This window comes from Mesorhizobium sp. Cs1299R1N3, assembly GCF_037179625.1.
Classification (GTDB): domain Bacteria; phylum Pseudomonadota; class Alphaproteobacteria; order Rhizobiales; family Rhizobiaceae; genus Mesorhizobium; species Mesorhizobium salmacidum.
Genome location: NZ_JAPYKQ010000029.1, coordinates 25,186 through 47,648, shown reverse-complemented (window position 1 = coordinate 47,648; position 22,463 = coordinate 25,186). Strand labels below are relative to the sequence as shown.

Sequence of the window (22,463 nt, the reverse complement as noted above, 5' to 3'; positions counted from 1 at the left end):
CCAACCGCAATCGACGCCGTCGTGCCCCAACGATGGCTAGGGGACGCGGTGTACTTTCCGGAGAGCCGGCAAGCCTACGCCGAAATGCTCGGGAATGGTTGGATCGATGCCGTCCGCCGCATCCACCCCGAGAAGGGCATCTACACCTACTGGAACTTCTCATACCGGGGCGGCTACGATCGAAGCTCCGGTCTCCGAATGGACCATCTGCTCGTGAGTCCTTCCCTTTCGGACAAACTGCGCAATGCCGGCGTGGACGTCGAGTTGCGCGGCTGGGAGAAGCCAAGCGACCATGCGCCAGCTTGGATCGAACTCGATTGACCAATACTAAGTCACTCACGCAGCTCCGGAACTGAAATCGCTCCTATGATCGCCCTGCTACGTCTGGCAGAGGTGCAGGCCGGCCGAAGCTCCATGCCTGGGCGCAAATCCCGGCAGCTCTCGCGCCGCCGAGTATCTGGAGGAAGTTGCACAAATAGGTGCCTTGGCAACCGCCGGTAATCAGATGCGTTGCCGATCACGCAGATTCTGCACATAGACATTGATGATCAGTGCGACGAGCAGAATGATGCCGCGGATGAGGATTTTCAAAAAACTGTCGATCTGGACGTGATCGAGGCCATTGTTGAGGACGCCAAGTATGCACAGGCCGATGATCGTGTTGCCGATCCCGCCACGGCCGCCAAAGAGGCTGGTGCCACCGACCACCACCGCTGCGATGGCGTCAAGCAGATAGCCGTCGAACTCGTTCTGCTGAGCGCTGCCGAAATGGGCTACGCCAATCATCCCTGCGACACCGGAACAGACCGCCGAAATGACCATCACCGCGCCTAAGACCAGTTTGACGTTGACACCGGAATATTCCGCCGCTTCGCGGTTGCCACCGACCATGTAGACGTATCGGCCGAAGCGCGTGTAGGTCAAAACGATATGGCCGACCAGCAGGAATACGCCCAGCACGATGATGATCCACGGAAAGCCGGCTATCGTGCCAGAACCCATCATCGTAACCAGATCGGGAACGGCATAGGCGATCTGGCCGCGCACCAGAAGCGCGCAAATGCCAGCACCGATCTGCATCATGGCAAGTGTCATGATGAACGAGGGAATTCCAATTAGCGTCGTGCCGAAGGCGTTGACCAGGCCCAGGAAGGCGCAGATGAGCAGCGCCAACCCGATCGCCGCATAGCCTGGCAGGGGGATGTTGGGAATGTTGACGTAGGATTCCTGCATTGTGAAGTAGGCAACGGCAATGCCGGTGGCATTGGCGATGGCCGCTACCGAAAGGTCGATCTCGGCGCAGAGGATGACAAAAGTGAGCCCCACCGCGATGACGCCCGTGACGGAAATCTGCGTCAGCACGTTGACCCCGTTGTCGACGCTGAGGAAAGATGGGCTGGCGATGCTGAAGAACGCGAGCAGGATGATCAGCGTCGCGAAGGGCGCAATGTTGCGCATCCGGTTGCGCAGGAAGGCGCCAGCCCGCGACGGGGACCCTTTCACGGCTTCCTGAACCGGCATTGTCAATGGCGTTCTCCCTCAAGCGGCGTCGAGCAGCCGGTCCTTGCTGATCGTTTCGCCGGCGAACTCGTGCACGATCCGGCCTTTCTTCATGACGATAATACGGTCGGCGAGCGACAGGACGGTTTCGGGCTCGGCCGAGACAACGATGACAGCAAGGCCCTGGTTGCGCAGCGCACGTACGATCTTCACAACATCGTCTTTGGCGCCAACATCCATGCCTCGGGTCGGCTCGCTCAAGATCAGCACCTTAGGGATGTATGTCAGCCATTTCGCCAGCGCGACCTTCTGCTGGTTACCGCCGGAAAGACTGGCGAGCAGCGCCTTCACATTCGACGGACGGATATTCAGCAGTCCAACATGGCGGCTGGCGATCTCGCGCTCCGCTGCCGGCTTCACCCAGAGGCGCGAGATGCGGCCAAGCACGCTGATCGAGACATTTTTATAGACTGGTTCTTGGTAGAACAGCATGGAACGGCGGCTCTCCGGCACGAAGGCGATTCCCGCGCGGCGAGCGTGCGCCGTGTTGCGAAAACGTTTCGCCGCGCCCTCAATGGCCAACGTCCCGGTGCTCGGCTTGAGCTTGCCGAACAATGTCCGCGCCAGTTCGACCTGGCCGCAGCCCATAAAACCGTAGATGCCGAGAATCTCGCCGGCCCGCGCGTCAAGCGACACATCGGCGAAGGCGCGCCCCACCGCAAGATGTCGCGCCGAGAGGATCACGGGCGCCGCGGACTTGCTATTGAGAGCAATCGCGCCGGTATAACTTTCCTCCAGCTCCTCGTGACCGCTGCCGATCATACGTTCGATAACCCAGCCTTTGTCGATCAAGGCCGCGGCTTCGGTGACAACACGGCGCCCGTTGCGGAAGATGGTCACCCTATCGGAAACTGATAGGATGTCGTCGAGGAAATGGGAAATGAAGACGATGCTGCGGCCGCTCGCACGAACACCGCGAAGCACCTCGAACAGGCGATGCACCTCTGGCGGCGACAGCGCCGAGGTAGGCTCGTCTAGTATGATGATCCGCGCTCCCGAGAAGAGCACGCGGGCGAGTTCGACCAGTTGCTGGAGGCCGATCGACAATGATCCCATCGACGCGCGAGGATCGACCTCGATGCCAAGATTGGCGAGTTGTTCCCGGGCTGCGGCCATCATACCGGACCAATCGATCAGTCCTGCCTTCGTCGGCTGTTTTCCGAGAAAGACATTTTCGGCGACTGTGAGATCGGGAATGACGCTCAGTTCCTGATGCACCATGCCGATGCCCGCCACAAGCGCATCACGGGCCGAGCGGAAATGGACCTGCTCTCCGTCGATGAACATGCGGCCGTTGTATTCGGCGTGCACACCGGCGATGATCTTCATCAGGGTCGATTTGCCGGCGCCGTTTTCCCCAACGAGTCCATGGATCTCGCCGGCGCGCAACACGAAATCCACATCCTGCAGCGCCACCACGCCGCCGAAGGATTTCGATATCCCATCCATGCGAAGGCGCGGCGCGACCGCTCGCAAGGAGGCTTCAGCTTGAGCGTTCATTCTGTCCGCGTCGCAATTGTCCAGTGGCTGCGCGAATGGCTGGCGGATGATCCGCCAGCCAGTTGGGACGAAGATCAGATCAGGAAATGATCTTCCATCCATTGCATGCCGGCGGCATTCTCCTTGGTAACCACGGGACCGTCGGTTACGACGCTTTTCGGGATTCCTTCGCCTGACTTCTCGCCACCTGTCACTGCGGCGACGCCGGCGACAATGGCGCCGCCATGAATACGGCAGGATGGATTGCGCACGGTGGCGTGCATGCGTCCTTCGGCAACGGCGGCTATTGCAGGGGGCATGGCGTCGCAACCGCCGATCTTAATGTTGGTACGGTTATGGGCCTTCATGACGTTGTACGCTGCAAGCGCCATGTCGTCATTGTGGAAATAGGCCGCGTCAATCTGCGGATATTTCGTAAGATAGGTCTCCCATAGCCGCGCCACCTTGGTGACGTCCCAGTCGGCCGGCTGGTTTTCCAGAACCTCGACATCGGGATGCTGTTTGACGATGGATTCGAAGCCCCGGTTTCGCCCTTGGGCGCCCGTGTGGCCGAGCGCGCCCTGCGTGGTGATGACCTTGCCCTTGCCGCCGATGGCGGTGATGAGCGCCTGGGTCACCGATGATCCCATGAATTCATTATCAGGCGCGAGGAAGCTGTGCACATTGATCTTGTCGAGTGGCGCAATCAGGGTGTCCATGTCGATGACAGGGATCCCGGCGTCGATCATCTTTTGCACCGGCTGCACCAGCGTGCCGATACCAAAGGCCTGGATCGCCACGAAATCCCATTTCTGGGAAGCCATGTTGTCGATCGCCGCGCGCTGCTTTACGGCATCGAGTTCCCCGTCGAACCAAGTCACCTCGACGTTGAATAATTTGCCCCAGTATTCCGCCGCTGCCTTACCTTGGGCGCACCATGTCGCCTGAAGTCCGGCGTTGGAGAACGCTGCCTTGAGCGGCTTTTCGGAACGCCCGGAGGCCGCGGCGGCGCGAGCCTGGCTGATCCCGAAGCCGCCCAGAAGTGCAGCGGCACCGCCAACAGCCGCTAAGGTCAGAAGATTGCGTCGGTCGTCGTCTATTTTGTTTTTCATAATTCCTCCCAGTATGGCTCATGGAAATGCGAGCCATACGGCCATTATGGCCCCGCCGATCTTGTGGTCAAGGTTCCGAGACAACGTCGTTCGACGTCCTCACGGCATCCAGGGTTAGTGGCACTACGGCCCTGGGGCGTTCAGGAACCGACCATTCCTTAAGATCGACAAAGCAATGACCGAGGACGCAAAGACCCGCTCCAGTACGCTACACGCAGCGGGCTTCGTCCTTCTTGGAACACGGGCTCAGGCGAGGCGGTGCTCCGGGTCAGGAGACTGCACAATCTACAGGAGGTCCCAGGCTCGACGGGTATGCAAGTAAGTCTTCCGGATAGCTCCGCCGCCGAATGGTGGCATGCCTGGTCGGCACCGCAACTCTTGTATGGATGGCTTGTATTCATCCCGCTTCGCCATCATGGTTGGATGCCGGGAGGAAACCGGCGTGGCCCGGTTGCACTTCCCCGAAGAAGCTAGTCCCCCCGATGCAACCGGGCCGCTGATTTGGCCAGCCTGTTGAGTCCGACCTGCCATCGTTCCTGACGTGACTGCGGCGTGTGAAGACGCGCGCCTGCGTCGATCGATAAATCGATGAGCTGCGACCGACAGCCGCCATGATCCAATGGCCCGCACTCGCTCAAAGCCTAGCCTCGCCTCCTGCGCTTTTGGCCTCAACATTTCAATCTAAATAGTGTGCGCGAAGCGGCAGACGCGGTCTCCAAAAAGGTGTTGCTGGCGCGATGGGGAGACCTCCATTGGGCGCGGGTGAGAAGTGGTCAATACACCCGTTTGGTCTACTGTCGAGGTCATCGCAACCACTCTATAATTTGCGTGTTGTTTCGGCACGCAAATTAACGGAGTCACCGATGAGACCCCAACTGTTTTCAAAGCCCGTTCCGGTATTTGTCGGGATGGGCTTCCCGCGCGATATCGTGTCGGTCGTGGAGGCCTACGAAATGCTGAATGAGTGGCCGGGCAGCCGCAGCCCGGCATTCACAGCCGCGCTCTGTGTCTGCCAATCTGCTTTGGTCGGTGACAAAGACGTCGAAACAGCGCGCATTGCCTTCGAAGCTTTTGCGCTTGCCCGCGGCATCCTCGCGCCCGACGCGCTCGAGGTGGCGGCGGCACGTGCTGCTGATGAGTGGCTGACAGCTTGAGCATGGTACTCATTCACCGGCCGCAGGTCAGGCCGCAGTATGCTAACCAACCCGCCATATTCGTTAGCGTTCCTGTACCTCTGTCGACATTTTTAATGCGAGTTCCGAATCGAGGATTCGAACGACATTAAGCTCAAAGCCGACGAAGACCGGCCTGTTCGAGGCCGCCTCTCCTGCCGGCCTCGGTGTCCTTCGTCATTGAGAGACGGTCAATTGCTCCTCGATAGCAGCGATCAGGGCAGACAACCTGGCGCGCACCCGAGGAGGCAGTTGAAGGAAATGCAATATCAAGCGGCGACCTTCTGAGCTGGCAACGAAGCCAATGCGCTCGTCGGGCGGTAGCAGGGAAGCCTCACAGCCAGTCTCGCCATTCTCCGGGAGACCTTCGAAAAAACGACTGACGGGGACGCCCAGCGACTTGCCAATCTCGTAGATCATGGACGCACTGACGCGGTTCCTTGCGTTCTCGTATTTTTGGAGCTGTTGAAAGCTGACGCCTATCGATCGGGCAAGCTGAGCCTGGGATACGTCCGACAGCACGCGAACCGTCGCGATCTGTCTGCCGACGTGAAGATCAGCGGGGTGAGGGTCGCGCCCGATCTTTGGCTTTGGCGCTGCCCTGAAAGGACGCGAACGTTTCGGCTTCAACAATGCTTTCGATGCTCCAACAGGGTCATTCTCGGTTCAGTGACCTAGGTTTTTGCGTTGATCGTCAGCCAAATTTGCGCGCAGGCGGCACAACTATTCTGCCGGAAGATCCGGATATTTCGATCCCTGCACCGAAGGAACGCGAGCGGCTTGCGAAACCCTCGAGAATCTCTCGCGCCGCGTTTCCTCCAGCAGGGACAGGAACCAATCCGCCTTTTTCGGATCCGTGGGGCTCATTTGCCTCGCCGATCACGACGGGCAGAAAGTCTATGGCTTCGAGGGTTCCGTTCGCATCGTAGCGGCAAGCGGCGACAATGCTCTGCCAGACTTCGGGAGGATCCCATTCGCCCTCGTCCGGATGGACGTGAAAGAGAAAATTTCCGAGACCGTAGAAGATTGGCGAACCATTGTAGATTTCCACCGCCTGAAGAACGGGGGCACCGTGGCTGACGAAGAGGTCTGCGCCGGCGTCGATGCACATGCGGGCGAAGGCCTGTACCCAGCGCGGCACGTCCTGCCAACCCGGTTCCCAATGGTGGTGATGCAGATAGGCGATCACAAAATCGCCTTGCGCAGCCGCTTGCCGGATGGCTGACAGATGAATATTCGCACTCTGCGGATCGATTTCGATCAAGCGGCTGAAGTTAGCTGCCTGGATGAACACGGTCCCGTAGAAATTCAGCTCCTTCCCGCTCGTCAGCGGGGGCGGGTCCTCCGGTTGCGCGTAGTTGGTGATTTCAAGGTGCGAGCTTTGCAATTGATCGCCAAGCCTGGTCAGCCTTCGGAAATGGCCGTTCGGCACCCCGATCTTGCGAACGGTCTTGAGTCGGTTGACACCAGGCCGAGCCGGACGCGAAGCCGTCCGGTTCTCGGCATACATGTTGGCGGGTCCAGGGCCTGCATCCATTGCAAGAAGAGAGACCTGGCGGGCTCCCAAATGGCGATGGCCCAGTTTCGTGGCATCGGTTTCGTCGATCCCGATCCCGGCATGCAGGAAGCCGCGGGCTTCGACCTCCTCCAGCGTGGCGAGGACTCCGCAAGGGCCGAGATCGAATGCGTGATTGTTGGCCAGAGCAAGCGCGTTAAATCCGATGGCTTGCAATGCGTCCAGCACCTCGGCCGTGGAGTAGCCGAAGAACTTGCCTTTGGTCGGCCAACCACCGTGTTTGCCGAGGATCGTCGACTCGAAATTGGTGAAGACGACGTCACCTTGCCGCGGAGCGCGATCCAGGTTCTCTGCCAGCGACACTTCCTCCGAGAGAACCGCGCTGGAAGAGTTTCCGACAACACAAGGAACGGGCGCAGTCTTGGCTAACAGCTTCTGCTTCACGAGCATTTCCAGGGCGCGGTAGCGGCGGCCACCGGCCGGCACCTCGAACATGCCGGTCTCCCGGCCATCGGCATCGAGAACGGGACGGACGTGGATGCCTTGGATCAGGCCGCGCCGAGCGATGGAGGCTGCCAGGTCCTCGATCGAGACGCCGGCCTTGATGCGCCGGACATTGGTCTGGGCGAGAACCAGCTTGTTGAAGGGAATGTCACGCGAGGGCGACAGGGTAATCTTTTGAATGGCAGTGGCCATCGGGTTTCTCCTCGACGGGCGCCGAGAGCCTCTCTCTCGGTCCTGAACCCGTCACGAGATCCCCTCAATCCTCTTCCTCTCCTCGCTTCGGGTCGATTCATCCCAGCGCTGCCCGTTGGCAGCACCGCGGAAGATGCTTCGGCCTCCGGGATGCTTCCACTGACGCGGGCAGCCTCGGAACAGAGCGCGATCGAGCTACCGCCGACGAAAGAGAGATCGCGTCCGATCGCCATACCAAATGGCAGTCGGACCGACTACGAGCAGAGCTCGGGACAGATCGGCCAGCCCGAACAGGTACCGCCAGCATCGTCGAGTTCAGTAACGAGCCAGGTTCCGGCGCCGAGGCGATTGAAGAAGCGGACGAGCGGGACGTGCTCAGCACCACGGTTGCGCCCCTGGCAAGAAGCTGCTCGCGCAGGTCTGAGAGGATCATGCCGCTCTCCTGTCGGCATCCGCATCCGTTTCATTCGGCAGCACGGTATCCTCGGTCAAATGGCCCAGAAGCCAGTCGGCCGCCTTGCGAGCCTGGCTGGCGGCGCGCACGATGGCCCGATTGTCTTCACGCAGCACCTCGAGCCAGGAGCCGATATAGTCGGCATGGCGTACTGTGGGCACGATGCCGAGCGCAGCACAGCAGAAGGCTGCGTTGATCTCGGCCACGAGTTCCTCAAACGCATATTTCTTCGTCCCGAAGGAGCCGGAGAAATCGCGAGCGAGGCGTGAGGCATGACCCGTGGCATGACCAAGCTCATGGAGCGCCGTGCGATGCCAGTCGATCGGCTCGAAATAGGCTTGCGGAGGCGGCACCTGAACATAGTCGCGGGCCGGCACATAAAAGGCATTGTTCCCACCGATACGGAAGTCGATGCCGGTGCTTTTGATCAGAGCCTTGAGCCGAGGCTCGATCAATCGGGCGTCCGGGATTGGAGGCAAAACTTCCGTCTCCTCGGACAAACCTTCACATTGTTCGATGTTGAAGACAGTGAAGCGCTTGAGGAACGGAACCGCCCTGGCATCTTTGCCCGTCTCGCTGGCGCGCTTCTTCTCATCGTCCGAGATAAAGCAATCAGCATAGATGACGGTGGTGCCACGCTCGCCTTTCCTAACATTCCCGCCGAGCACTTGTGCCTGTCGGAAGGTTAGCCAGCTTTGCGTCCGATAGGCGCGCTCGATGACGGCGCCCCAGAGGATGAGCACGTTGATCCCGGTATAGTGTCTGCCGGTGCTGGCGTTCTTCGGCAAGCACAAGGGCGCTTTTGCGGCAGCAGTCCCCCACGGCTGGACCCAAGGGAATCGACCTGCCTCCAACGCGGCGATGATCTTGTTGGTAATGTCTTCATAGAGGTTGGTCCGGTCGGCAACTGCGCGGGCTAGATTGCTTTGATAAGACATCGCGGTTCTCCGCGACGGGCGCCGGAGGCCTCTCCTCCGGCTTTCAACCCGTCACGGAAAAACCCCGCTGGCACTCTCACTCTCAATTTTCGAAGAACGGGTATCCGCAGCAGGAGGGCAGCCCCACCTCCGAGGCACCTCATGAGCCGAAGGCCTGACTAGCTTGCACACGACGCTTCGCGAGATTGCCCGCACATCATGGCAGGCCCGCCGTTTTTAACGCCAGAGGGTCCCAATCACCGCACGAGCGATTTGATGCCGTTCACAGATCGCTCTCATATCCTTACATTTCCGGCCAGATAATCGCCTTGCGGTGAGAAGTCTTCTCGGCCCGGTTCCTACCCACCAAGGGTCGAAAAGAGATTGTCCGGCAGCCGCAGTCAACTGCCTGATACGGGGCCGGCCAGACCACGCGATCAAGCGGCTTACTGACCGGTGTCGGACCATCGCAGGTCCTCAAACAGTCGAGCGCAGCTTAATTCTTCTGCGCCTGCGGAAAGGCAAGCCATGACGATCCAAGAGCAGGTGGACGACCATACGCCGCTACGGCTCAACGTAGCTGCCGAAATCGCCTTTCCCGACGGCTCCATGGGTGCGGCAGGTCTGCGAAAAGAGCGAGATGCTGACCGTCTTCAGACAGAGTTGATCGCAGGCAAGGAATACGTCACTTTGGCAGCGATCGCAAAAATGAGAGAGCTATGCCGCGGACGTCGAAAGGGGCGCGCCTCGTCTGGCGCGCCGAAAGCAGAAGGGCGGACGGAAAGCTGCGCAGCGCAGCCGGCTGGTTCATCCGCGATGGCGCAACCTTCATCAGCGCTTGTGGCGGCACTGGCGACCGCGAACGCGCTGAAAAGCGTCTCGCCAGTCACATCACGGAAAAGTACCGGCCGGCCCGCGAGCGCGGTCGTGCTCCCACCACGGTCCCGGTAGCTGACGCCGTAAACGTATACCTTACCGACGTCGCGCCGTCGCACGCCAAGCCGAAAGAAACCGCCGACCGGCTGATCGTTGTGCTAACGTGGTTTGGCGACACAAAGATCGGCGACATCGATGGCAAAATGTGCCGCGATTACGCCAAGGCCCACGGCAACGGCGCTGCCGCCAGGCGTCAGTTGGAGGATCTACGAGCGGCGCTGAACAACTATCACCGCGAAGGCTACGTAACTTCTGCGCCAGCAATTGTGCTGCCCGCGAAAGCAGCACCGCGCGACCGCTGGCTGACCCGCGACGAGGCAGCCGCCCTGCTTCGCGCCGCGTGGGGCATGCGCCAGTCGTGGAAGGGCCGGCCAAGCGATCGTCGCACCGCACGCCACGTCGCGCGCTTCATCCTTGTCGCTCTCTATACCGGCACGCGCTCCGCCGCGGTCTGCGGCGCGGCCGTCCGGCGGACAGAAGGTGCGGGATATGTCGACATCGAACGCGGCGTTTTCTACCGCCGCGCCAACGGTCGCCGCGAGACCAAAAAGCGGCAGCCACCCGTCAGGTTGCCTGATCGCCTCGTGGCACATGTGCGCCGCTGGGCGAGCACACCGCTGGAAATCAAGACCAAGGGCCGAGGAAAAAGCGCCAGCATTGGCCGCATGATCGCCCATGACTTCGTAGTTGAGTGGAACGGCAAACCGGTGCAGTCGATCAAGAAGGCCTTCCGCTCGGTGGTCGAGACGGCCGGACTGGGCTGGTATGAAGAGGTTGCGACACCGCAAGGTAGCGTCCGGCGCGTCTTCCGGACCGACATCACCCCGCACGTCTTCCGCCACACGGCCGCGACCTGGCTAATGCAGCGGGGTTCCGACCCCTGGGCGGCGGCGGGATACCTGGGCATGAGTGTCCAAGTGCTCATTCAGACTTATGGCCATCACCACCCCGATTTTCAGGCCCAAGCCGCCGAGGCAATCGTCTCCAAGTCACGCTTGCCACACATGCCAAAAAACACAGTCAGTATGCACGCGGCACAGAAAGAGAACATTTCCGCCTACCCCACAGTTACCCCACAGATATACCGGAAATAAACGTGAACATTGGCCTTCAGACGCCATCAGAAATGGCGGAAATCCGGGCTTTTGCTGGCCAACCCGCCCGTTCGGGACGAGGGGGTCGCAGGTTCAAATCCTGCCACTCCGACCAGAAACAACAATGGGTACGCGCTGCGACGATGGCGCTATCCCACAGATATCCCGACAGAAATAGCTATGTGCCTACGTGGCGCGTACCCGCCAGCGGCCACACGCCCCGCCGCGGTCGAAATCCGCTGCAGGCCGGCGCCATGCCGACATCTTCGCCGACATTTCACGCTGCAAGCGGCATCGGCTACCGCCACCGCACCTCTGTCATCAAGGAGTTAGGCCGGTTCGTCGAGTGGTGCCGGGTCTTCCACATCTGACGAGGGGGGTCGGCGAGGCCCCGGGCGCACCCGACCCTTTCGAGAGCCGAGCATGGCTTTGCCCTTTCGAGAGCCGAGCATGGCTTTGCGAATCGAGCCGTCATTTATCAGTGCCTTGATCGTTGCCGTGGCGAGGAGGCAACTTCCTGAGATAGGGCGCGATAGAAATCAGGGCTGTGACCAAGCTGCTGAAAACGATCCAGCCAACTACCTCTTTTTCCGATACCTTTCGATCATGTTTGACGACTGCCGCCGGTGGCGCCCGCGAATGGACGATTTCCGCCAGATCGGCCCGGCTGCCATGCCGGACCGAATAGGCGCGGGTAATTTCCGCGCCGAGTAAAAAGACCTCCGATGAGTAGTAGACCCACAGCAGCACCACAAGCAGCGCCCCGGCAGCGCCATATGAGGAAGCGACCGCGCTTGTGCCAATATACCAGCCGATCAACGACTTTCCGATGGTGAACAGAAGCGCCGTGATCACGGCGCCGGCGCCCACATCACGCCATTCGAGTGAACGGTCCGGCAGAACTTTGTAGATGGCAGCAAACATCAGTGCGATCAGAACAAAGGAGACGATGGTATTTATGGAGGCTAGGATAAACTCGCCAAAAGGCAGGTGAGCGTTGATCACTTGGGCAAGCGCCGATATCGCCGCGCTCGCAACCAGCGAGACCAGAAGTAGAAAGCCCAGCGCTCCCACCAAGCCCAGACTTGCCGCGCGAGCCCGCACCAAGCGCGAAATGGAAAATCCGGTGGGTGGCACTTTCCACATCTGGTTCAGTGAAAGCTGCATCTCTCCGAACACCCCGGATGCGGTGACAAACAGAGTGATCAAGCCCAAGATCGTCGCCAAGGTCCCTGCGGTTCTCTGGGAGGCGCTTTCGATCGTTGCTTGCAGCAGGTCGGCACTTCGAGGACCCATGACGCCTGAAATCTGTGCCGACAACGCGACCTGAGCGGCATCGTTTCCGAAGCCCAGACCGGCGATGGCAACGACGATCAGCAGGATTGGAGCGAGCGAAGTGGTCGCATAGAAAGCCATCGCCGCCCCGTGGCTCAAGCAATTGTCTTCGACGAAGCCGCGGATGCTCTCGCTCAGCAGGTGCCAAAACGCAATCAGCGACCGTGACATTGTTAGCCTCAAGACTTTTCGCAGCTCGGCTGGAGAGTTCGCCGCAGCGCCGGCGGACAATCCTGCGGACGGATTATGACCTTCGTCACCATGACTCCGTCCGCACTTCCACGCGCTTCACTCACGATCCACCCTTTGCTTCAACTCGCGACGTAACTCCGCGTTCCCAAGGCGGGCTCGAAGGAAAAGGTCAGCACATTGACGCCTGCTGCTTGTACCGGCATCGCAAGATCACTGCTTCGGTGCCACCGGCACAGATGCGAACGACGAGAGCATTTGATCGGGCTCTCAAGTGCTGGTGCGTGGGCGGCGGCCCCTGCGGGAGCATCTCCTCAACGCCGCGAAAATCGCTCACGCGATCGACCAGCGGAACACGCGGTAGCGTTGCAAAGATCGAAAAAAGCTGGCCAGCTGCTTCGCCGGAACCGTTACGGAATGAAATGACGCCCACAGGCAAACAGGAGGACAATCGATGAAAACCGCAATTCTGACTGCCGCCGTGGTTCTGGCCATGCCGGCTTTTGCCTCTGCCAAGGACAAATGCGCCGACGCCAAGGATCAGGTCACCATGAACCAGTGCGCCGATGCTTCGTTCAAGAAATCGGACAAGAAGCTAAACGAGCTCTACAAGCAGATCGAAACCCGCCTCAAGGACGACGCGGATGCCAAGAAGCTTCTTGTTCAAGCGCAGCAGGGCTGGGTTAAATTTCGCGATGCGGAGTGCCAATTCCAGACTGCGGGGGCGGCTGGAGGAAGCATGGCTCCGATGCTTATCTCGATGTGCATGGACAGCTTGACGCTATCCCGTGTCAAGAATTTCGAGGGTTACCTGAATTGCCAGGAAGGCGATGCGAGCTGCCCCGTTCCAACAGCGAACTGACGCCCACAATTGGTTTGACGGGAACCAGAAACTCGCTGGGTTTTGCGGCACAATTTCGTCCAAAAAAGCCGTTTTGGATTCGCCTGATGCGGTGCGCCTGGTGGCGGGGCATAACCCGCCACAAGGTTGTTGGCAAAGGCGATGGCCTATTTGGAGCCGCCAAGTGCCTTCAATTTCTCGCAGAACTGAGCATGAGGCTTGCTCATCGCCGCGTCGTTGCATTCCTTCATCATCTTGTCCTGATCAGCCTTGGCCATCGCAGCCCAGGCCTTTTTCATATCGGCGTCCGGCTTCATCGTCTTCATGCTCGCGTCGGTGAAGAACGGGGCCATCATCTTGGGTTCATCGAGCGCGCCGGCAAGCGCCGCGCCGCCAACAATCGTGAAAGCAAGTGCGCCTAAACAGGCAGTTTTGAAGCTCATGAAATTATCCTTCCCTATTTTTGTGCCCCGACCGTCGTTTGCGATCAGGTGCGGTTTCTAACACTATATAAGCAACATCTAAAAAACGGCGAATGTTGGGATGTCGCTTCACAAGTCGATCACATCCTTGAAAGGAATGGCGCCGCGCGGCGGACTGTATCCGCCTTTTTCGGATTACCTCAGCCGCCGACGTGTCTCGCCTGCTGCCGCTGGCACTCAAGGATTTGACCAGAGCACAGGAACACCTCCTGGTCCTTGGCCGCCAGAATGCCATCGAACGGTTCGCAGCCTTCCTGGTCGACATGACGGAACGCCAAGGGGGCCTGCGCAAGATTGAGTGGCCGATGTCGCGACTGGATATTGGCGACTATCTCGGCCTCACCATCGAAACTGTGTCGCGGGTCTTCATCCGCCTCAAGGGACAAAAGCGTCATCCGCCTGCTCGGCTTGCGCAGCATCGAAATTCTAAAAGCAGGACGTGCTGCCGAACACGGGCAATAACGCGCCTGGCTCCTCCAACAGTCACCCGCCAGGGCACGGTGCACGCCGCCTAGCGGAGGCCGAAAAAGCTCAATATCGCTATCACGATGACCACCGCTCCTATGAGCCAAATGATATTGTTCATGATCTCTCTCCTGTTGCCTGGTGAGCCCGCGCCTCTGGCGGAGGACGCGGGCCGATCAGCCTTTGCCTGCTGATCTTCAGCGGACCTCAAACTGTGATGCCTGCTGTGGAGATAAAACCATTAGGCTTATCTAATGTTCCGCCGCCTGACAGGATCTCGAAATAGCTAAGCGAACTGCTTTTGTGGGACAGAGACAGATTGGTCCTCACAGCGGCAGTTGCGCTGGCCTGCCCGCGCGGACGACGGACGATGCGGCAGTGTAGCTGCCCGGGAGAACCAACCGTAATTGTAGAAAAGGCGATGTCGCGACCATCCTGGGTGAGGACTCATGGGAGTCCGTCGCCAAATATTGCGATTTTTCTCCAGGTCTGGTCGCGCGATCCGATAGCCAGCCTTCGATTTACCGTACGTCCCGGCTGTCCCGGGAAGCCCGGAACCAAAGGGATCAGCGGCAGTTGTATCCAACGAAGGGCTAACGAAGGCAATGGAGAAATTGCAATGAAAACAGTGGCCATCTGCGCTTTGGCGCTTTCGCTGGGGTTCCCTGCTTTGGCATCGGCCGCCCAGACTGACGTTGTCATCAAGACCCATCATCGACATCATAACCACGTCAGGATCATCAATGAGGAGGGCCAGCGCCTTCATCACCGTCACCATGGACAGATCGCGTTCTACGACAATGGCCGCCGGCATCACCATCGGAATACCGTTGTTGTCACCGGCTCCGTCTCCAAGCATCACCGTCATCATCACCCGGTGGTGATGGAAAACAGCGGCTACTGATCGCCGACTGGTGGCCCGGCTCCCGATCAAGCCTGGCCATCAGGTGCGAAAGAGAACGGGGCCAATTCTGAGATCTCGTCATCGCCGGAAATAAATTGTGCAAACTTGGGTCCGTGAGCCCAGGCAATTCGTCGTATCCTACGCCGGACGGGCCTGTAGGGGCCTTGCTGTACCAAAGGGAACTTGGTGATCAATCAGCTAAGGACTACTCCTGCCACCATGAAGGTAATAGCCACAGCGAAGATCGGTGCGAGCAACCAGCGCGCCTGGCCAACACTCTTCTCCATCGGCTTCCTCCCATAATCTCGTAGCGGACAAACGGTGGCAAACAGCGGCTGTTCCGGGCGCCGCGGCCAGCAAGACCATTACGTCCTGGGGCAAGACCTAAGTCCCGCACCTCGCCAGACCGAAGCCCAGCCCTGGAACGTTTGCCCGCCCTCCAGAGTTCGGTTGGCTGGGCGCGAGGACCATCAAAAAAGAAGCGGACATAGATGACCACGACAATCTCGAATCGTGACAACGCAAGATCCGATGCCTTGCAGCTGCGCGTGGCAGACCTCAGGAGCAGGATGCGCGACGCGCGGATCACCGAGGGCGAAATCAAGACCTTCCAAAAGGTCGCGGCCGTAATGGAGGACGGTCAAGGCCGGATCGATGGCGACGATCTGATCGCCGCATCCTTCGTTACCGACGTGCTGACGGACACGACGCGCCCTGAATGACCATGCCAACAATCAGCAGGCTTTTTGAATCCCATTCCGAAGCAGCCCGGATCGCCGGCAACCTTTTGGCGGCCGGGATTCCTCGCGTACAGATCGCGATTATCGGGCCCTACCACGACGAAATCGGTGTCCTGAAATCTCCCGCTGTCATGCTTGGCGCCGCCGCCGGGCTGTTGGCGTGCCTGAGCGCTTTTGCTGTCCACGGCATCAATCCTTTTGCGACCGGCCTGTCGGCGACGGCCCTGATAGGCTGCGGCTGCATCCTCGGCGGATTGTTCGGAGCCATGGCCGCGGGCGCCAGAAGGTTTGAGCGTCGAGGCGTCGGCGAAGGGGTTGTCCTGGTGACGGCCCATGTCGATGAGAATGCCACGGACGTCGCCCAAATGGTGCTCGGCGGTGGTTGTGTCCCCATGACCGGATTGGACGCCGAAGCAGCGTAAGATTTCGATGACATTGAATAAACGGGCCGATACCCCAGTGCAGAGCCCGAGCACTGGGTATCGGCCCCTCAACCTTTGACGAGATGGGCATCGGCCCCTAGTTTGATCGATGAATATGAGGGAGCCGGTAAAACGGCGAACCGGACGCGGGCATGAATTTGATCTCAACGACAGGATCGGCACCGGTTCTTCTGGCTACGGTGTTCCTCGTTGCCGGATGCTCCTCGATCGGCGGGACGGCCGATCCGGCCAAATACGAGAGCATGAGCTGCACCGAGCTCAACAGCGCCGTGGGAGGCAGCGCGAGCGACATCTCGCAAACCGCGATCACCCGCGGCAAGGTCGCCAACACCAGCGTGCCGCGCTGGCTGCTTGGCGGATCGCGCGTGAAGATGGCGGTCGCCAACCGTGAAACGGCCAGGATCGACCGGTTGAAGCAACAGCAGGATGCCGTTGTCGCCGTGCGCGCACGCAAGTGCGCCAACTCAGCCGGCTGAGCGAACAGGCCTCACCTGCCGTGACTTATCACGCGCTCAACCGGAACCGCGTGACGTCGATCGCGGCGTTCATCAGCGTCTGTGTATAAGGCGCTTGCGGATTGCTGAAGATGGCCTCGGTCGGCCCCTCCTCGACAATCTTGCCCTGCTTCATGACGATGATGTAGTCGGCCATGGCGCGCACCACCGCGAGATCGTGGCTGATGAACAGGTAAGACAATTCGTGGTCGGCCTGGAGCTTGCGCAGCAGTTCCACGATCTGTTTCTGCACCGAGCGATCGAGCGCCGAGGTGGGCTCGTCCAGCACGACCATCTTCGGCTTCAGGATCATGGCGCGGGCAATGGCGATGCGTTGCCGTTGTCCGCCGGAAAATTCGTGCGGGTAGCGGTTGCGGGCGTTGGGGTCGAGACCGACTTCGCGCAGGGCCTCGACCGCACGCTGGTCGCGCTGCTTTCCCGAAAGGTTCGGCTCATGCACCAGCAGCCCTTCGGTGATGACCTGGCCGACGGTCATGCGGGGCGACAGCGAGCCGAAGGGATCCTGGAAGACGAGCTGCATCTGGCGCCGCAGCGGCCGCATCTGCCGCCGGTTGGCAGTGGAAATGTCGCGATCGCCGAACCGAATGAGCCCGTCGCTCGGCAAAAGCCGCAGCAAGGCGCGGCCGAGCGTCGATTTGCCCGAGCCGGATTCGCCGACGATGCCGATGGTCTGGTTGCGTTGCAACCGGATCGAGATGTGATCGACGGCCCGCAGCATCAGCGGTTCGCCGGCGAAAAACCCGCCACCGATCCTGAATGTGACTTCGACATTCCTGCCCTCGAGCACCACGGGCGCATTGGCGGGCGGAGGTGCCTTGGTTCCCGTCGGCTCGGCCGCCAGCAGCATCTTGGTGTAGGCATGCTGCGGGTTGGCGAAGATCGCTTCTGCCTGGCCTTCCTCGACGACCTCCCCCTGGCGCATGACATAAACCCGGTCGGCGAAGCGGCGGACGATGCCGAGGTCGTGGGTGATGAAGACGATCGCCATGCCAAGCTTGCGCTGCAACTCGGCCAGCAGCATCAGGATCTGCGCCTGGATGGTCACGTCGAGCGCCGTCGTCGGCTCGTCGGCGATCAGGATGTCGGGGTCGTTGGCGAGCGCCATGGCGATCATCACACGCTGGCGCTGGCCGCCGGACATTTCGTGCGGATAAGATTTCATCCGCCGTTCCGGATCGGGAATATGGACGAGCCGCAGCAGCTTGAGCGCCTCATCATGCGCCTCCGTGGCGCTCAGGCCCCGATGCCGGCGGATCGGCTCGATCAGCTGGTTGCCGATCGAATAGAGCGGATCGAGCGAGGTCATCGGCTCCTGGAAGATCATGCTGATCTTGCGGCCGCGGACCTTGTTCAGCTCGGATTTGCTCAACGTCAACAGGTTGCGGCCGCGATAGTCGACACTGCCCGACGCCTCGCCATTGGAGGCCAGGAGGCTCATCGCCGCCATCATCGTCTGGCTCTTGCCGGAGCCGGACTCGCCGACGACTGCGACGGTTTCGCCCGCATTCACGTGGATGTTGATACCCTTGACCGCTTCGACCGCACCGTCGAGCGTGCGGAAGCGGACGCGGAGGTCCTTGACGCTGAGGATCGTTTCGGGAGTGGCCATGTCAGCGTTCCCCATCTTTATCGATCCCTTGGGTCGAGCGCGTCGCGCAGGCCGTCGCCGACGAAGTTCAGGGCGAACAGCGTCGAGACGAGGAAGAAGGCGGGAAACAGGAGCAGCCAGTTGGCGGTGCCGATGTTCTTGGCGCCAACCGAGATCAGCACGCCCCAGCTGGTCATCGGCTCCTGGATGCCAAGGCCGAGGAACGACAGGAAGCTCTCCAGGATGATGACCTGCGGCACCAGCAGCGTCATGTAGATCACCACGGGGCCAAGCAGGTTGGGGATGACATGGCGCAGCAGGATGCCGCGCTGGCCGATGCCCATGGCTTCCGCCGCCTGGACATATTCCTGCCGGCGGATCGACAGCGCCTGGCCCCGCACGATGCGCGCCATGTCGAGCCACAGCACGGCACCGACCGCCAGAAACATCAGCACGAAGTTGCGGCCGAAGAACACCACCAGCATGATGACGAAGAAAATGAACGGCAAGGAATAGAGCACGTCGACGATGCGCATCATCACCTCGTCGACCTTGCCGCCGGAAAAGCCGGCGGCGGCACCATAAATCACACCAATCACCACCGCCACGATGCCCGCGAGCAGGCCGATGGCAAGCGAGATGCGCCCGGCCATCAGCGTGCGCGACAAGAGATCGCGGCCAGTGTTGTCGGTTCCGAACAGGAAATACTGCTGCTTGACCGATGCGCTCATCGTCACTTCGAGGCCGTCGGTCGACTTGCTCTCGATCTTGGTGTCGTCGAAGGCATCGGAACGGTCGAGGTAGCGGATGTTGCGGTCGTCGATCGGCTTGGCCGACTTGACCGTGACGAAGACCTGATTGCCCTCCTGGTGCCACTCCTTGATGTCGACGCGCATGCGTTTGATCGCTTCGGTGAGCGCCGTCTCGATCATATCGGGTTTCGGGTAGGCAGACAGGCTTGGCGGCATGCGCACATAGTCGGCGTAGATGGTCGTGTATTGATGCGGCACGAACCAAGGGCCAAAGACGCTGATGACCCCGATCAGAACGAGGTAGTAGAGGCTGAACATGGCGGCGCGGTTGGCCTTGAGGCGCGCCCAGGCATCACCCCAAAGCGAGCGACCGACGATGGCGGGAGCGGTGGCTGAGATGTCAGTCATAGCGCACCCTCGGGTCGACGACCGCGTACATGACGTCGACGATCAGGTTGAAGATGATGGTGAAAATGGCGATCACCACCACCGTTCCCATCACCAGCGTGTAATCGCGATTGAGCGCGGCATCGACGAAATAGCGGCCGACGCCCGGAATGGAGAAGATCGTCTCGACGATGACCGAGCCGGTCAGCAGTGCCGCCGCCGCCGGGCCGGTGAAGGAGACGATCGGCAGGATGGCGCCGCGCAAGGCGTGCTTGACCACCACCGACCAGTCGGAGAGGCCGAGCGCTCGCGCCGTTCGGATATGATGGGATCGCAGCGATTCGATCATCGAGCCACGCATCAGGCGGGCGACGATGGCGATCTGCGGCAAGGCGAGCGTCAGCACCGGACCTACCTTGTTGATGAAAGCGCCGTCGCCCCATCCTCCGATCGGCAACAGCCTCCAGGTCAGCCCGAACAGGAGCTGGATCACCGGCGCGATGACGAAGGTGGGGATGGTGCTGCCGGCGGTCGCCAGCGCAATCACCGTATAGTCACCAAGCTTGTTCTGGTTGAGCGCGGCAATGGTGCCGAGCACGCTGCCTAGCAGCAGCGCCAGGATCAGCGCCGAGGCTCCGAGTTGGACGGAAATGGGCAGACCCTTGGCAAACAGTTCGGTGACGGTGAAATCCGGCATGTTGTAGCTCGGGCCGAAATTGCCGCGCAGCAGATTGCCGAGATAGTGGACATATTGCAGCCAGAGCGGATCGTTGAGACCGAACTGGGCTTCAAGATTGGCCTTGATCTCGGGGCTAAGTCCCCGCTCCTGGTTGAATGGACCGCCCGGCGCGACGCGCATCAGGAAGAACGCCATCGTCACGATGACGAACAGCGTCGGGATGGCGGTCAAAAGCCGCCGGAATACGTATCGCAGCATCGGTGCCCCGCTTGATCCGGAGCACGCCCGTACACCCGGACGATTGCGCTCCAGCCTTCAAATCTTCGCACCGAACGTTCCGAGAATCGATTCCGCTTCCCGGGCCGATGCGATGGCAAACCAGCGCCGCCGCGCATTCAGTTGCGCGGCGGCTTGGCCAGGGATCAGTCCTTGCTGACGAAGCGTGACGGATGCACGTCCATCACATTGTCGACGAAGCCATGCAGCTTCGAGGAAACGATGTCGTGGTAGCTGTAGTAGAGAAGCGGGATCTGGCCGACATCGTCGATCAGGATGCGCTCGGCCGCGGAGAGGTCCTTCATGCGCTCCTCGGGCTTGCCGCCGGCGGCCGCGGCCTTGTCCATTGCGGCTTCGTACGCGGCGCTGTTGTAGTTCGAATAGTTGTTGCCGCTGGCCTTGCGCGTGATGCCGAGGAAGGTTTCCGGATCCTTGTAGTCGGCAATCCAGGCGGCACGCGCCACGTCATAGTCGCCCTTCTGCTCGAGGAAGGAGTAGTGGGTCTTGGTGTCGGTATTGAGCAGCGTGACGTCGACGCCAAGCGGCTTCAACTGTTCCTGGATCGCCACAGCGGTGTTCTTGTGGTTTTCCGAGGTGTTGTAGCGGATCTCCATCTTCAGCGGATGCTCGGGCGTGTAGCCAAGCTTCTCAAGGATTTTCTTGGCCGCGTCCTCGCGGTCGATCTGCGGCATGTCGGCGTATTTGGCCATTGCGGGCGTGTAGCCCTCGATGCCGGGAGGCACCATCGAATAGCCGGGCAGCATAGAGTTCTGCCAGACCTTTTCAGCGATGAAGTCACGGTCGATCGCCATCGAGATCGCGTTGCGCAGCTCGGGGTTGTTCCACGGCGCCTTGTCGGTCTTGATCGCATAATAGTAGGTGCCGAGATACGGCCCGACATGGATCTGGTCGCCGAACTTGGTCTTGAGGTCGGCGAGCTGTTCGGTCGGCAGATCGTCATAGCTGTCGAGTTCGCCGGCCTCGAAGCGCTTCATAGCCGATGAACGATCCTCGGTCGGGATGTAGTTGACGACGTCGAACTTGACGGTCGCGGCGTCCCAGAATTTGGGATTCTTGACCAGTTTCATGTGGTCGTTGGGAACCCATTCGGCCAGCGTATAGGCGCCGTTCGAAACCAGATTGCCGGGCTTGATCCAGTCGGCGCCGAGTTTTTCAATCGAGGCCTTGCTGACCGGATAGGTCGCCTGATGGGTCAGCATCTCCAGGAAGTACGGCGTCGGTGCCTTCAGAGTCACTTCCAGGGTGTTGGCGTCGATCGCCTTGACGCCCATGTCCTCCGGTTTGCCCTTCTTGGTGTTGACGTCCTCCGCACCCTTCACCGGATAGAGCATCGAGGCGTATTCCGCGCCGGTCGCCGGATCCTCGAGCCGGTGGAAGGCGTAGACGAAGTCGTCCGCCGTCACCGGGCTGCCATCCGACCACTTGCCGTCCTTGCGCAGCTTGAAGGTGTAGACGGTGCCGTCATCCGACACCGTCCAGCTTTCGGCGGCGCCCGGAATGAGGTTCGCCTTCTCATCTTGCATGACCAGTCCCTGGAACAGGTCACGCAGCACGTTGGCTTCATAGACCGTCGAGGTCTTGTGTGGATCGACCGACTCCGATTCAGCGGCGGTGCCCCTGTTATAGACGGTCTCGGCAAAGGCTGGCGTCAAGAACGTGCCGGCAGCCAAGGTCATGGTCGTGGCGAGTACCGTCGCCTTCAGCATGTTTTTCAGCATGAAGTTCTCCCTGTCGGCGCTGCCATCGGCGCGCCTTTACGTGTTGACGCCCCGGAACCGATGTCTGGTTCCTTTGAGCGCGCCGCCGGTTCCCTCCGGCGGCTGGTGGCAGGAGACTAGACAGGAGGTAAGCTCTTTTCAACTGAGTACTGATTGACCCTAAGTCAATCCTCATTATCGCAGAAGCAACGG

20 protein-coding genes and 3 pseudogenes are annotated in these 22,463 nt (G+C 60.4%); 9 read left to right on the top strand and 14 right to left on the bottom strand.

Annotated features, from left to right (window positions below):
• Window positions 1-321: pseudogene (locus O7B34_RS30540) on the top strand (exodeoxyribonuclease III); the annotation flags it as partial.
• Window positions 322-501: 180 nt separating this feature from the next.
• Here O7B34_RS30540 and O7B34_RS30535 read toward each other — a convergent pair.
• The 3 genes from O7B34_RS30535 to O7B34_RS30525 all read right to left on the bottom strand — a co-directional run bounded on the left by O7B34_RS30535 (window position 502) and on the right by O7B34_RS30525 (window position 4,151).
• A complete protein-coding gene (locus O7B34_RS30535) occupies window positions 502-1,521 on the bottom strand; it encodes an ABC transporter permease (RefSeq protein WP_337143521.1) in 1,020 nt (339 codons plus the stop codon).
• Between the two features lie 18 nt (window positions 1,522-1,539).
• The gene (locus O7B34_RS30530) at window positions 1,540-3,060 is read right to left on the bottom strand and encodes a sugar ABC transporter ATP-binding protein (RefSeq protein ID WP_337143473.1); all 1,521 of its coding nucleotides are present in this window, start codon (window positions 3,058-3,060) and stop codon (window positions 1,540-1,542) included.
• 74 nt (window positions 3,061-3,134) lie between these two features.
• Window positions 3,135-4,151 (bottom strand): sugar ABC transporter substrate-binding protein, encoded by a 1,017-nt coding sequence (locus tag O7B34_RS30525; protein ID WP_337143472.1) that lies wholly within the window; start codon window positions 4,149-4,151, stop codon window positions 3,135-3,137.
• Between the two features lie 863 nt (window positions 4,152-5,014).
• Here O7B34_RS30525 and O7B34_RS30520 point away from each other — a divergent pair.
• Window positions 5,015-5,305, top strand: coding sequence for a DUF982 domain-containing protein (locus tag O7B34_RS30520; RefSeq protein ID WP_337149467.1), 291 nt, complete (start codon window positions 5,015-5,017; stop codon window positions 5,303-5,305).
• A 195-nt stretch (window positions 5,306-5,500) separates the two neighbouring features.
• On the opposite strand, the gene O7B34_RS30515 is transcribed toward O7B34_RS30520, so the two are convergent.
• The 5 genes and pseudogenes from O7B34_RS30515 to O7B34_RS30495 all read right to left on the bottom strand — a co-directional run bounded on the left by O7B34_RS30515 (window position 5,501) and on the right by O7B34_RS30495 (window position 8,927).
• A complete protein-coding gene (locus O7B34_RS30515; RefSeq protein ID WP_337143470.1) occupies window positions 5,501-5,953 on the bottom strand; it encodes a helix-turn-helix domain-containing protein in 453 nt (150 codons plus the stop codon).
• 64 nt (window positions 5,954-6,017) lie between these two features.
• Window positions 6,018-7,130, bottom strand: coding sequence for a CapA family protein (locus O7B34_RS30510; RefSeq protein WP_337149469.1), 1,113 nt, complete (start codon window positions 7,128-7,130; stop codon window positions 6,018-6,020).
• A 39-nt stretch (window positions 7,131-7,169) separates the two neighbouring features.
• Window positions 7,170-7,535, bottom strand: a pseudogene (locus tag O7B34_RS30505) (ParB/Srx family N-terminal domain-containing protein); the annotation flags it as partial.
• Window positions 7,536-7,789: 254 nt separating this feature from the next.
• A complete protein-coding gene (locus tag O7B34_RS30500; protein ID WP_337143520.1) occupies window positions 7,790-7,987 on the bottom strand; it encodes a DUF2958 domain-containing protein in 198 nt (65 codons plus the stop codon).
• Window positions 7,965-8,927, bottom strand: a complete 963-nt coding sequence (locus O7B34_RS30495; RefSeq protein WP_337149466.1) for an ArdC family protein — start codon at window positions 8,925-8,927, stop codon at window positions 7,965-7,967. The genes O7B34_RS30500 and O7B34_RS30495 overlap by 23 nt, the downstream gene beginning before the upstream one ends.
• Window positions 8,928-9,625: 698 nt before the next feature.
• On the opposite strand from O7B34_RS30495, the gene O7B34_RS30490 reads away from it, so the two are divergent.
• Window positions 9,626-10,936 carry a site-specific integrase gene (locus O7B34_RS30490; RefSeq protein ID WP_337149465.1) on the top strand — a complete coding sequence of 437 codons (1,311 nt, stop codon included), beginning with the start codon at window positions 9,626-9,628 and terminating at the stop codon, window positions 10,934-10,936.
• Window positions 10,937-11,407: 471 nt separating this feature from the next.
• Here O7B34_RS30490 and O7B34_RS30485 read toward each other — a convergent pair whose 3' ends face one another.
• Complete coding sequence (locus O7B34_RS30485) at window positions 11,408-12,442, bottom strand: YihY/virulence factor BrkB family protein (RefSeq protein ID WP_337149464.1); 1,035 nt, start codon at window positions 12,440-12,442, stop codon at window positions 11,408-11,410.
• Window positions 12,443-12,914: 472 nt separating this feature from the next.
• Here O7B34_RS30485 and O7B34_RS30480 point away from each other — a divergent pair, with 472 nt between their 5' ends.
• Complete coding sequence (locus O7B34_RS30480) at window positions 12,915-13,322, top strand: lysozyme inhibitor LprI family protein (RefSeq protein ID WP_337149463.1); 408 nt, start codon at window positions 12,915-12,917, stop codon at window positions 13,320-13,322.
• A gap of 146 nt (window positions 13,323-13,468) precedes the next feature.
• Here the strand turns inward: O7B34_RS30480 and O7B34_RS30475 are convergent, their stop codons facing one another.
• Window positions 13,469-13,744 (bottom strand): hypothetical protein, encoded by a 276-nt coding sequence (locus O7B34_RS30475; protein WP_027143995.1) that lies wholly within the window; start codon window positions 13,742-13,744, stop codon window positions 13,469-13,471.
• Window positions 13,745-13,902: 158 nt separating this feature from the next.
• On the opposite strand from O7B34_RS30475, the pseudogene O7B34_RS30470 reads away from it, so the two are divergent.
• From O7B34_RS30470 to O7B34_RS30450, 5 genes and pseudogenes are all read left to right on the top strand, one after another.
• Window positions 13,903-14,245 (top strand): annotated as a pseudogene (locus O7B34_RS30470) (helix-turn-helix domain-containing protein); the annotation flags it as partial.
• A 622-nt stretch (window positions 14,246-14,867) separates the two neighbouring features.
• Window positions 14,868-15,152 carry a hypothetical protein gene (locus tag O7B34_RS30465; RefSeq protein ID WP_337149461.1) on the top strand — a complete coding sequence of 95 codons (285 nt, stop codon included), beginning with the start codon at window positions 14,868-14,870 and terminating at the stop codon, window positions 15,150-15,152.
• Between the two features lie 491 nt (window positions 15,153-15,643).
• Window positions 15,644-15,874 (top strand): hypothetical protein, encoded by a 231-nt coding sequence (locus O7B34_RS30460; RefSeq protein ID WP_027143998.1) that lies wholly within the window; start codon window positions 15,644-15,646, stop codon window positions 15,872-15,874.
• Window positions 15,871-16,314 carry a hypothetical protein gene (locus tag O7B34_RS30455; RefSeq protein ID WP_337149460.1) on the top strand — a complete coding sequence of 148 codons (444 nt, stop codon included), beginning with the start codon at window positions 15,871-15,873 and terminating at the stop codon, window positions 16,312-16,314. Before O7B34_RS30460 ends, O7B34_RS30455 begins: the two co-directional genes overlap by 4 nt.
• 152 nt (window positions 16,315-16,466) lie before the next feature.
• On the top strand, window positions 16,467-16,811 hold the full coding sequence (locus O7B34_RS30450) for a hypothetical protein (RefSeq protein WP_337149459.1): 345 nt from the start codon (window positions 16,467-16,469) through the stop codon (window positions 16,809-16,811).
• 28 nt (window positions 16,812-16,839) lie between these two features.
• Here O7B34_RS30450 and O7B34_RS30445 read toward each other — a convergent pair whose 3' ends face one another.
• From O7B34_RS30445 to O7B34_RS30430, 4 genes are all read right to left on the bottom strand, one after another.
• Complete coding sequence (locus O7B34_RS30445; RefSeq protein WP_337149458.1) at window positions 16,840-18,459, bottom strand: ABC transporter ATP-binding protein; 1,620 nt, start codon at window positions 18,457-18,459, stop codon at window positions 16,840-16,842.
• 17 nt (window positions 18,460-18,476) lie between these two features.
• Window positions 18,477-19,598, bottom strand: a complete 1,122-nt coding sequence (locus O7B34_RS30440; RefSeq protein ID WP_337149457.1) for an ABC transporter permease — start codon at window positions 19,596-19,598, stop codon at window positions 18,477-18,479.
• Complete coding sequence (locus O7B34_RS30435; RefSeq protein WP_337143454.1) at window positions 19,591-20,514, bottom strand: ABC transporter permease subunit; 924 nt, start codon at window positions 20,512-20,514, stop codon at window positions 19,591-19,593. The genes O7B34_RS30440 and O7B34_RS30435 overlap by 8 nt, the downstream gene beginning before the upstream one ends.
• 164 nt (window positions 20,515-20,678) lie before the next feature.
• Window positions 20,679-22,271, bottom strand: coding sequence for a peptide ABC transporter substrate-binding protein (locus tag O7B34_RS30430; protein ID WP_337149456.1), 1,593 nt, complete (start codon window positions 22,269-22,271; stop codon window positions 20,679-20,681).
• Between the last annotated feature and the right edge of the window lie 192 nt (window positions 22,272-22,463).

What these genes read in the sequence shown, in the direction of transcription:
- O7B34_RS30535 (WP_337143521.1), bottom strand. Translation starts at nt 1,521, where the DNA reads ATGCCGGTTCAGGAAGCCGTGAAAGGGTCCCCGTCGCGGGCTGGCGCC.
- O7B34_RS30530 (WP_337143473.1), bottom strand. Translation starts at nt 3,060, where the DNA reads ATGAACGCTCAAGCTGAAGCCTCCTTGCGAGCGGTCGCGCCGCGCCTT.
- O7B34_RS30525 (WP_337143472.1), bottom strand. Translation starts at nt 4,151, where the DNA reads ATGAAAAACAAAATAGACGACGACCGACGCAATCTTCTGACCTTAGCG.
- O7B34_RS30520 (WP_337149467.1), top strand. Translation starts at nt 5,015, where the DNA reads ATGAGACCCCAACTGTTTTCAAAGCCCGTTCCGGTATTTGTCGGGATG.
- O7B34_RS30500 (WP_337143520.1), bottom strand. Translation starts at nt 7,987, where the DNA reads ATGCCGACAGGAGAGCGGCATGATCCTCTCAGACCTGCGCGAGCAGCT.
- O7B34_RS30495 (WP_337149466.1), bottom strand. Translation starts at nt 8,927, where the DNA reads ATGTCTTATCAAAGCAATCTAGCCCGCGCAGTTGCCGACCGGACCAAC.
- O7B34_RS30490 (WP_337149465.1), top strand. Translation starts at nt 9,626, where the DNA reads ATGCCGCGGACGTCGAAAGGGGCGCGCCTCGTCTGGCGCGCCGAAAGC.
- O7B34_RS30485 (WP_337149464.1), bottom strand. Translation starts at nt 12,442, where the DNA reads ATGTCACGGTCGCTGATTGCGTTTTGGCACCTGCTGAGCGAGAGCATC.
- O7B34_RS30480 (WP_337149463.1), top strand. Translation starts at nt 12,915, where the DNA reads ATGAAAACCGCAATTCTGACTGCCGCCGTGGTTCTGGCCATGCCGGCT.
- O7B34_RS30475 (WP_027143995.1), bottom strand. Translation starts at nt 13,744, where the DNA reads ATGAGCTTCAAAACTGCCTGTTTAGGCGCACTTGCTTTCACGATTGTT.
- O7B34_RS30465 (WP_337149461.1), top strand. Translation starts at nt 14,868, where the DNA reads ATGAAAACAGTGGCCATCTGCGCTTTGGCGCTTTCGCTGGGGTTCCCT.
- O7B34_RS30460 (WP_027143998.1), top strand. Translation starts at nt 15,644, where the DNA reads ATGACCACGACAATCTCGAATCGTGACAACGCAAGATCCGATGCCTTG.
- O7B34_RS30455 (WP_337149460.1), top strand. Translation starts at nt 15,871, where the DNA reads ATGACCATGCCAACAATCAGCAGGCTTTTTGAATCCCATTCCGAAGCA.
- O7B34_RS30450 (WP_337149459.1), top strand. Translation starts at nt 16,467, where the DNA reads ATGAATTTGATCTCAACGACAGGATCGGCACCGGTTCTTCTGGCTACG.
- O7B34_RS30445 (WP_337149458.1), bottom strand. Translation starts at nt 18,459, where the DNA reads ATGGCCACTCCCGAAACGATCCTCAGCGTCAAGGACCTCCGCGTCCGC.
- O7B34_RS30440 (WP_337149457.1), bottom strand. Translation starts at nt 19,598, where the DNA reads ATGACTGACATCTCAGCCACCGCTCCCGCCATCGTCGGTCGCTCGCTT.
- O7B34_RS30435 (WP_337143454.1), bottom strand. Translation starts at nt 20,514, where the DNA reads ATGCTGCGATACGTATTCCGGCGGCTTTTGACCGCCATCCCGACGCTG.
- O7B34_RS30430 (WP_337149456.1), bottom strand. Translation starts at nt 22,271, where the DNA reads ATGCTGAAAAACATGCTGAAGGCGACGGTACTCGCCACGACCATGACC.